The 7,745-nt window shown below is 42.2% G+C and carries 8 protein-coding genes; 7 read left to right on the top strand and 1 reads right to left on the bottom strand.

The annotated features are described in order from the left end of the window. A partial coding sequence (locus BLS23_RS11000; RefSeq protein ID WP_143015254.1) for a helix-turn-helix domain-containing protein occupies positions 1-276 on the bottom strand: 276 nt, incomplete at its 3' end. Between the two features lie 647 nt (positions 277-923). On the opposite strand from BLS23_RS11000, the gene sleB reads away from it, so the two are divergent. From sleB to fni, 7 genes are all read left to right on the top strand, one after another. Continuing rightward, a complete protein-coding gene (sleB, locus tag BLS23_RS10995; protein WP_089652597.1) occupies positions 924-1,784 on the top strand; it encodes a spore cortex-lytic enzyme in 861 nt (286 codons plus the stop codon). A gap of 11 nt (positions 1,785-1,795) precedes the next feature. Further along, positions 1,796-3,136, top strand: coding sequence for a germination protein YpeB (ypeB, locus tag BLS23_RS10990; protein WP_089652596.1), 1,341 nt, complete (start codon positions 1,796-1,798; stop codon positions 3,134-3,136). Positions 3,137-3,244: 108 nt separating this feature from the next. After that, a complete protein-coding gene (locus BLS23_RS10985) occupies positions 3,245-3,907 on the top strand; it encodes a flagellar brake protein (RefSeq protein ID WP_089652595.1) in 663 nt (220 codons plus the stop codon). 122 nt (positions 3,908-4,029) lie between these two features. Continuing rightward, on the top strand, positions 4,030-4,716 hold the full coding sequence (cmk, locus tag BLS23_RS10980; RefSeq protein WP_089652594.1) for a (d)CMP kinase: 687 nt from the start codon (positions 4,030-4,032) through the stop codon (positions 4,714-4,716). Continuing rightward, complete coding sequence (locus tag BLS23_RS10975; RefSeq protein ID WP_089652593.1) at positions 4,713-5,297, top strand: lysophospholipid acyltransferase family protein; 585 nt, start codon at positions 4,713-4,715, stop codon at positions 5,295-5,297. Before cmk ends, BLS23_RS10975 begins: the two co-directional genes overlap by 4 nt. A 100-nt stretch (positions 5,298-5,397) precedes the next feature. Then, complete coding sequence (rpsA, locus tag BLS23_RS10970) at positions 5,398-6,540, top strand: 30S ribosomal protein S1 (RefSeq protein WP_089652592.1); 1,143 nt, start codon at positions 5,398-5,400, stop codon at positions 6,538-6,540. Between the two features lie 74 nt (positions 6,541-6,614). Further along, on the top strand, positions 6,615-7,637 hold the full coding sequence (gene fni / locus BLS23_RS10965) for a type 2 isopentenyl-diphosphate Delta-isomerase (RefSeq protein ID WP_089652609.1): 1,023 nt from the start codon (positions 6,615-6,617) through the stop codon (positions 7,635-7,637). The last annotated feature ends 108 nt before the right edge of the window (positions 7,638-7,745 follow it).

Here is a 7,745-nt window from a genome sequence, read left to right as displayed (position 1 = left end):
CATTGAATAATCAGGGATATGGAAGAGAGCTGAGGCCTCGCGAATGGAATACCCTTCGTCTTTAATCCATTGAATTACCTTCAGTTTAAAGTCTGAGGAATAGTTTGTATAGGGACACGCAAAAGCTTGATTGCCATGATACTCATATAATTTGACCCAATAACGTAGAGCGGAGTTGTCTACGCCAATCTCGTTAGCAAGGTGACGGTAGCTTATCGTTTCATCAATATATCGACGAACGGCTTGGAATTTGTCTTCTTTCGTAAATTTTTTCAAGGTGAATCCCCCTTAACTCAGAGCTAGATAAGTGTCCAACTCTTGGGGGTCACTTCACTAACGCTCTGCGGGGTCTCATCTACCACGCACTTCCCACAGGAGTCTCACCGTTTCCCTCCGCACCTTTGCCATATGAGGTTCTCGAAATCGCTCTAGCAGTAACCTGCCAAGTTCGGTAATGAAGACCTGCTCACCCACGCCGTTATAGAGTCGTTTTAACCATAGATTCTGCACGAATAAGGCGAGGGAACAGGGTCTGGAAACGTCCACATGAAAAGCGAAAGAAGACCCGAACGTGTGTGTTTTTCTACGAACGGATTCCAAACACCGCAAATCGTCGTTTCCCTGACCCCGTATCCATGCCAGGAATTATCATTCATTATTTCAACTAGACAAGGCTTTCTTTAAGGATGCGCGGTATGTCCTCCTTGCGTTTCCGCGGAAAGCGAGTTATTCTCCGCAGCCCCCATCAACTTCAACAAAAGTCTCGAAACTGAGTCTTCCACAAACGAGAGCATATATAGAAGATGCGGATAATAATGTGTCTTTCATAGTTGCTGAGCTTAGAAATGAAAATATGCATAATCTTTTGGTTCTGTTAAAAACTACCCCTATAACAAAACTATTGGGTCAGGGGTGGATATTGGATGGTATGGAAGAAGACGATGGTCGTTTTTTTGGGTTTAGCCTTGTTGCTTTTCCCTTTATCAGAGTTGACCTATGTCAAACCTGTCCTAGGTTTTTCAAATCAGGTCATTCAGCAAGGGGCCACGGGTGATGATGTCATTGAACTTCAATCCAGGCTGCAGTACTTAGGTTTTTACAACGGCGAAATCGATGGAGTTTTTGGTTGGGGAACCTATTGGGCAGTTCGTAATTTTCAGTATGAATTCGGTCTGGAAATTGATGGGCTCGTGGGTCAGGAAGTGAAAAATAAGCTGAATAAAGCAAGCAACTATGATGAGGGTTATGTGAAAGAACAGATCAGAAAAGGTAAAGATTTTACGCACTATGGAGGTACTCCTAAAACTCAACAAACAGAACAAGGAAATCAACAGCAGCAACAGAATCAACAAAAAAATCAGCAACAACAACAAAACCAGCAGCAACAGCAGCCAGAGGAACCGACAGCCGTCAATGTTCCAAGTGGCTATTCACAAAATGATATTCAATTGATGGCAAACGCTGTTTACGGTGAAGCTCGCGGTGAACCTTATGTAGGCCAAGTGGCAGTAGCAGCGGTCATACTGAACAGGATCAAGAGTGCTTCATTCCCTAACAATGCATCTGGTGTCATATTCGAACCTCGTGCTTTTACTGCCGTAGCTGATGGTCAAATTTGGCTGGAACCAAATGATCAGGCGAAAGATGCAGTTATGGATGCGATTAATGGCTGGGACCCTTCTGGTCAAGCCTTGTACTACTTCAATCCAAACACAGCTACATCGGACTGGATCTGGTCAAGACCACAAATCAAACAAATCGGCAAACATATTTTCTGTAAATAGGAGGTGGGCGTATGGGAAAATGGATCGCCATCATATTACTGAGCATAACTACGATCGGTGCAGGTGTGTGGGGGTATAAAGAGAATCAGGATAAAAATGCCGTCCTGATCCAAGCTGAAAACAGTTATCAAAGAGCATTTCATGAACTGACTTACAATGTCGATCTTCTCCATGACAAAATCGGTTCAAGCCTAGCGATGAACTCTCGAAACCGATTATCTCCTCAACTCGCTGAGATATGGAAAATTTCTTCTGATGCAAGTTCAGATGTAGGCCAACTGCCACTGACGCTTCTTCCTTTTAATAAAACTGAAGAATTCTTACACGACATCGGTGAGTTTACTTATCGGACAGCTGTTCGAGACCTGGAAAAGAAACCCCTAAGTGAAGAGGAGATTCAAATGCTGGAAGAGCTCCACAAAAAGTCCGGTGAAATTGAAGGGGAACTCAGAAAAGTACAAAATGTCGTAATGAAAGATAATTTAAGGTGGATGGATGTTGAACTTGCCTTAGCTACAAACGATGAAGTCGGTGACAATACCATCGTCAATGGATTCAAGACGGTAGAAAAATCTATGGATGGCTTCGAAGAATCCGTGACTAAAACAGGATTCGGATCCTCCGGCCCAGAAAAAAGCTTTCGACACCTTGAAGGTGAAAAAATCGATGAAAAACAAGCGAAAAAAATTGCCAGTCAGTGGCTGGAAAAAGTATCCACAGATAAGCTCACGGTTACAAAATCAGGGAAAGGCGCAGATGTACCTATGTACACAGCTTCCTTCCAAAACGGTGATAAGAATGGGTACATCGATTTAACGGAAAAAGGCGGACATCCTTTGACCATTATGATCAGCCGTAAAGTGGGAGAGCCTGAAATTTCGCTATATGAAGCTTCTGAAAAAGCGAAGGAATATGCGGAAGGCTTGGAAATATCTGATCTAGAGCTCGTCGAAAGCAATCAATATGACAACATGGGGGTCTTCCGTTTCCTCTACACTCAAAATGATGTCAGGTTCTTCCCTGATTCTGTTGTGGTAAAAGTGGCGCTTGATAACGGGGAAGTGTTAGGCATGAGTGCTCGTGATTATTACAATTTCCATAGTGAGCGAGAACTCAATGAACCTGAAATCTCATTGGAAGAAGCAAGAGGAAAAGTGAATCCAAATGTTGAGATACAGGAAAATCACCTTTCTGTAATTGAAAATGATGTCAATGAACAAGTCCTCTGTTATGAATTCCTGGCTACGATGGAAAATACGACCTATCGTATCTTTATCAATGCGACCAATGGACAAGAAGAAAAAGTGGAAACATTGAAGAAAGCGGAGATGAAGTTCAACCAGGAGGTCTGAAAAAGAACCCTTTGATTAGGGTTCTTTTTCTCTGTCTTTAGACCTATTATCTTCCATTTTTTAAAAAGACGTGAGATAATATAATCACGTTTATAGAGGAGGAGCATGATGCAGAATTTGAAGGTGGGGACACCTCTGACACTGGAATTGAAAAAATCAGAAGTGGATGAAGTCGATCATTACAAGTGTAAATTGGTGGACTTTGAAGATAGTAAAATTTACATTGATTATCCTGTACATACTAAAACCGGCCGGACAGGTTTTTTTCTGGATGGCACACAATTCCAAGCAAGCTTCGTCGGTCAAGACCAATCCGTTTATTGGTTTAAGACAGAGGTGGTGGCAAGGGAAAAAAGAAACATACCAGTTATCGCTTTATTCTTTCCAGGCTTGGAAGAATTGAACAGGGTCCAAAGACGTAAGTATGTCCGTGTCAACGCATCTGTGGATGTAGCTATAGAGTGGGATACTTGTTCTTTTCCTACCATTACGAATGATATTAGTGGAGGAGGCGTCATGGTCGTACAATCGCCCTCTAATAAATTAGAGGAAGAGAATAAGATCGACTTGACTCTGGTCCTTCCCATGAATACAGGGGAGACCCATTACGTGTTTGCAATCGGAAAGGTCATCCGCGTCATTCCGGCAAAAGTTTCCCAGCCTGAAAGGGTTTCTATTGAATTTATTGAAATTCATGAAAAGGACAGGCAGTTGATTATCAAATATTGCTTTGAACAACAAATGCAATCACGGATGAGAGCACTCAAATAAAATGGATTTTCATAGTAGAATTATGTTATTCTTGACTGTGATCATTTAGCAAAAATTTTAGAGAAAACGCGCTGTGCCAGTGCGTTTTCTCTTTGATAAGACAGATGGAGGATACGGATCGTATGAACACAATGACAATTGCCATTGACGGCCCAGCGGCAGCCGGAAAAAGTACTGTAGCAAAAAAAGTCGCAGAAAAGCTCTCTTTTATTTATGTAGATACAGGTGCAATGTATCGAGCATTAACATGGAAAGCCTTGAAACAAGGCATTTCGCTTGAAGATGAGGATGGTTTGGCTCAGCTTCTAAGTCAATCTGATTTAAATCTCGTTCAAAGTGATGCCGGACAAAGAGTCATCCTCGACCAACGTGATGTTTCTGAGGAAATCAGGACAGCAGAGGTGACCAATCAAGTGTCAATCGTTGCTAAGCACAAAAATGTTCGCGAAGAAATGGTGCAAAGACAACAAGAACTCGTCAAGGACAAGGGTGTGGTCATGGATGGCCGTGATATTGGAACCCATGTGCTTCCAGACGCGGAAGTGAAGATCTTTATGATTGCTTCTGTCGAAGAAAGAGCAGAAAGGCGTCATAAAGAAAATCTTGAAAAGGGTTTTCCTTCTGATTTGAAACAATTGAAAGAAGAGATCCGAAAACGTGATGAAATCGACTCCAATCGAGAGATTGCCCCGTTGGTAAAAGCAGAAGATGCCATCGAGATCGATACAACATCCATGAATATCGACGAAGTAGTCGAGGGGATTCTAACTATCGTGAATGAGAAATGGGAGAAGGGGGAGCAGGGATGAATCTTTATAAAATAGGAAAAGCCTTATGTAGTGTGATCTTATATCCGATGTACAGAATTAAGATTGTCGGAAAAAAGAACATTCCTGCAGAAGGTCCAGTCATTATTTGTTCCAACCATATCTCCAACGTGGACCCACCGGTTGTAGGCATAACGAGTAGTCGGAATATTTACTTCCTTGCGAAAGAAGAGTTGTTTAAAAACCCTGTTATCGGGGGTATATTGAAAAAAGTCCATGCTTTTCCGATCAAACGTGGCATGAGGGATAGGAACGCCTTAAGAAAAGGTCTGGATATATTAAAAGAAGGCCATGCCCTTGGACTATTTCCTGAAGGGACAAGGCAGAAAAACGGCGAAATCGGCAAAGGCCTTGCCGGAGCTGGTTTCTTTGCTTTGCGGTCTGAAGCGGCGATAGTTCCTTGCGCGATTATCGGTCCATACAAAAAGTTTAAGAAATTGAAAGTGGTTTATGGTGAACCGATTGATATGACGGAATATCGTGAACAGAAGGCTTCTGCCCAGGTTGTTACAGATCGGATCATGGAAGAAATCAGACAATTGCATAAAATTCATCAATCATGAGGCGTAATCACTTGACAAAATGCTCTAAATATTAGAAGTTAGACAAAAGGGCATTTCTGTATTATTAGGTTGTGTCGGAAATTGAAGGAGGTAGCTTGGTATGGATGAAATGAATCAAGAAGTATCTGGAATGAAAGAATTCTCTGCAGGGGACATCGTGACTGGTAAAGTCGTGAAGATTGAAGAAAAACAGGTCCTCGTAGATGTTGGATATAAAGTCGAAGGTATTGTACCTATCAGTGAATTATCCAGCCTTCATGTAGAAAAAGCTTCAGATGCAGTGAGCGAAGGAGACGAGCTCACTCTACAAGTGAAGAAAGTGGAAGATGATGAAATCGTACTTTCTAAGCGTGCCGTTGATGCTGATCAGGCATGGGAAGATCTGGAAGCTAAGTTCGAAAGCGGAGAAATCTTTGAAGCTGAAGTTAAAGATGTTGTAAAAGGCGGGCTTGTTGTCGATATCGGCCTGCGTGGGTTCATTCCAGCTTCTTTGGTTGAAACGTATTACGTTGAAGATTTTGAAGACTATAAAGGAAAAACGCTTTCCCTAAAAGTCGTGGAATTGGATCGTGAGCAAAACCGTGTAATCCTTTCCCACCGTGCCGTCGTTGAGCAAGAGGAATCAGCGAAGAAGCATGAAGTGCTACAATCTCTAGAAGAAGGACAAGTCATCGAGGGTACTGTACAACGTTTGACTGACTTTGGTGCTTTCGTAAATCTTGGAGGTATTGACGGACTTGTACATATCTCCCAGTTATCCCATCAGCATGTGGAAAAAGCATCTGATGTTGTGGAAGAAGGCCAAGAAGTCAAAGTCAAAGTACTTTCCGTCGATCGTGACAATGAAAGAATTTCTCTTTCACTGAAAGCTACTCAACCAGGACCATGGCATGACATCACTTCAAAAGTGAATCCTGGTGAAACTCTTGAAGGAACCGTTCGTCGTCTCGTAAGTTTCGGGGCTTTCGTAGAAGTGTTCCCGGGAGTTGAAGGCCTTGTCCACATTTCTCAAATTTCCAACCGCCACATCGGTACACCTGATGAAGTGTTAGAAGAAGGACAAACGGTTGAAGTGAAAGTTCTGGATGTTGACGAGGATGCTAAACGCCTTTCATTAAGCATGAAAGAGTTAGAGCGTGACGAAACTCGTGCTGAAATCCAACAGTATGAGAAAGAAGATGACAATTCCGGTTTCTCTTTAAGTGACATGATTGGCGACAAACTTGATAAATATAAAAAATAAGCTCTTGAGCAATTAAGTACTGGTCTTTGAACCAAGTCTAAATGGTATAGAGCTTAATAGAAGTAGGGATGGATATGAGCAGATCTGAAAGGAAGATTGACCATATCCGCCATGCCATCAGTCACGAACGGGAGATTCATAATCATTTTGATGATATCGAAATTGTTCATCAAAGTCTTGCCCGTCTCAATTTCGAGGATATACAAATGAATATACAAGTAGGGGAACTTTATTTAAGTTCCCCTCTTTTTGTTAATGCGATGACTGGCGGTGGCGGAGAAGAGACCATGGCGATCAACCGTAACTTGGCTATAGCAGCAAAAGAAACTGGAATCGGTATGGCTGTAGGTTCTCAAATGTCAGCTTTAAAAAATGTTGAAGAACGAAAAACTTATGAAATTGTTCGAGAAATGAATCCTGAAGGGGTCATCTTTGCTAATGTAGGAAGTGAAGCTACTTTAGACCAGGCAAGGGAAGCGGTTCGTATGCTCCATGCCGATGCTCTGCAAATTCATATCAACACTCTTCAGGAAATGATTATGCCTGAGGGGGATCGTGATTTTTCACAACGGATGCACAGGATTCAGGATATCATTGACCATATCGATGTTCCAGTTATAGTAAAGGAAGTTGGCTATGGGATGTCTAAAGAAACCGCTGATACACTCTATCAAATGGGAGTTCGTCACCTTGACGTAGGTGGAAGAGGTGGGACGAATTTCTCTAGAGTGGAAAACATGAGGCGCGAGCGTGCGTACACTTCTTTTAATAATTGGGGCATCCCCACTCCAGTATCTGTTCTTGAGACGTCTATTTCTGATGATTTGCATGTTTTCGCATCAGGAGGAGTTCGGAACGGCCTTGATGGAGCGAAGGCGATGGTGCTCGGTGCAAAAGGTTTCGGAATGGCCGGTTCACTGCTGAAGATACTGGTGAATGAAGGAAGGGAAGCATTAACTGAAGAGATCCATCATATTCTACATGAATTCAAAATAGCTATGATGCTTCAAAATGCTCTCCACCCTAAGAAATTGAATGGAAAACCACACGTAATGCTCGGTTATACGAAGCAATGGTATGACCAAAGGATGAATTAAGCCTATGACAAATTTGTCATAGGCTTTTTTATGTAGCTTTTTTCATGCTTATTTAATATAAACTTCCGATTGTGGAAGACTCATTTTCGAGACTTTTGGTGAGTGGAT

This window comes from Halobacillus aidingensis (genome assembly GCF_900104185.1).
GTDB lineage: Bacteria > Bacillota > Bacilli > Bacillales > Halobacillaceae > Halobacillus > Halobacillus aidingensis.
The sequence above is the reverse complement of the archived record's forward strand: the minus strand, read 5'-3'. Positions and strand labels throughout refer to the sequence as shown.

What these genes read in the sequence shown, in the direction of transcription:
- sleB (WP_089652597.1), top strand. Translation starts at nt 924, where the DNA reads ATGGTATGGAAGAAGACGATGGTCGTTTTTTTGGGTTTAGCCTTGTTG.
- ypeB (WP_089652596.1), top strand. Translation starts at nt 1,796, where the DNA reads ATGGGAAAATGGATCGCCATCATATTACTGAGCATAACTACGATCGGT.
- BLS23_RS10985 (WP_089652595.1), top strand. Translation starts at nt 3,245, where the DNA reads ATGCAGAATTTGAAGGTGGGGACACCTCTGACACTGGAATTGAAAAAA.
- cmk (WP_089652594.1), top strand. Translation starts at nt 4,030, where the DNA reads ATGAACACAATGACAATTGCCATTGACGGCCCAGCGGCAGCCGGAAAA.
- BLS23_RS10975 (WP_089652593.1), top strand. Translation starts at nt 4,713, where the DNA reads ATGAATCTTTATAAAATAGGAAAAGCCTTATGTAGTGTGATCTTATAT.
- rpsA (WP_089652592.1), top strand. Translation starts at nt 5,398, where the DNA reads ATGGATGAAATGAATCAAGAAGTATCTGGAATGAAAGAATTCTCTGCA.
- fni (WP_089652609.1), top strand. Translation starts at nt 6,615, where the DNA reads ATGAGCAGATCTGAAAGGAAGATTGACCATATCCGCCATGCCATCAGT.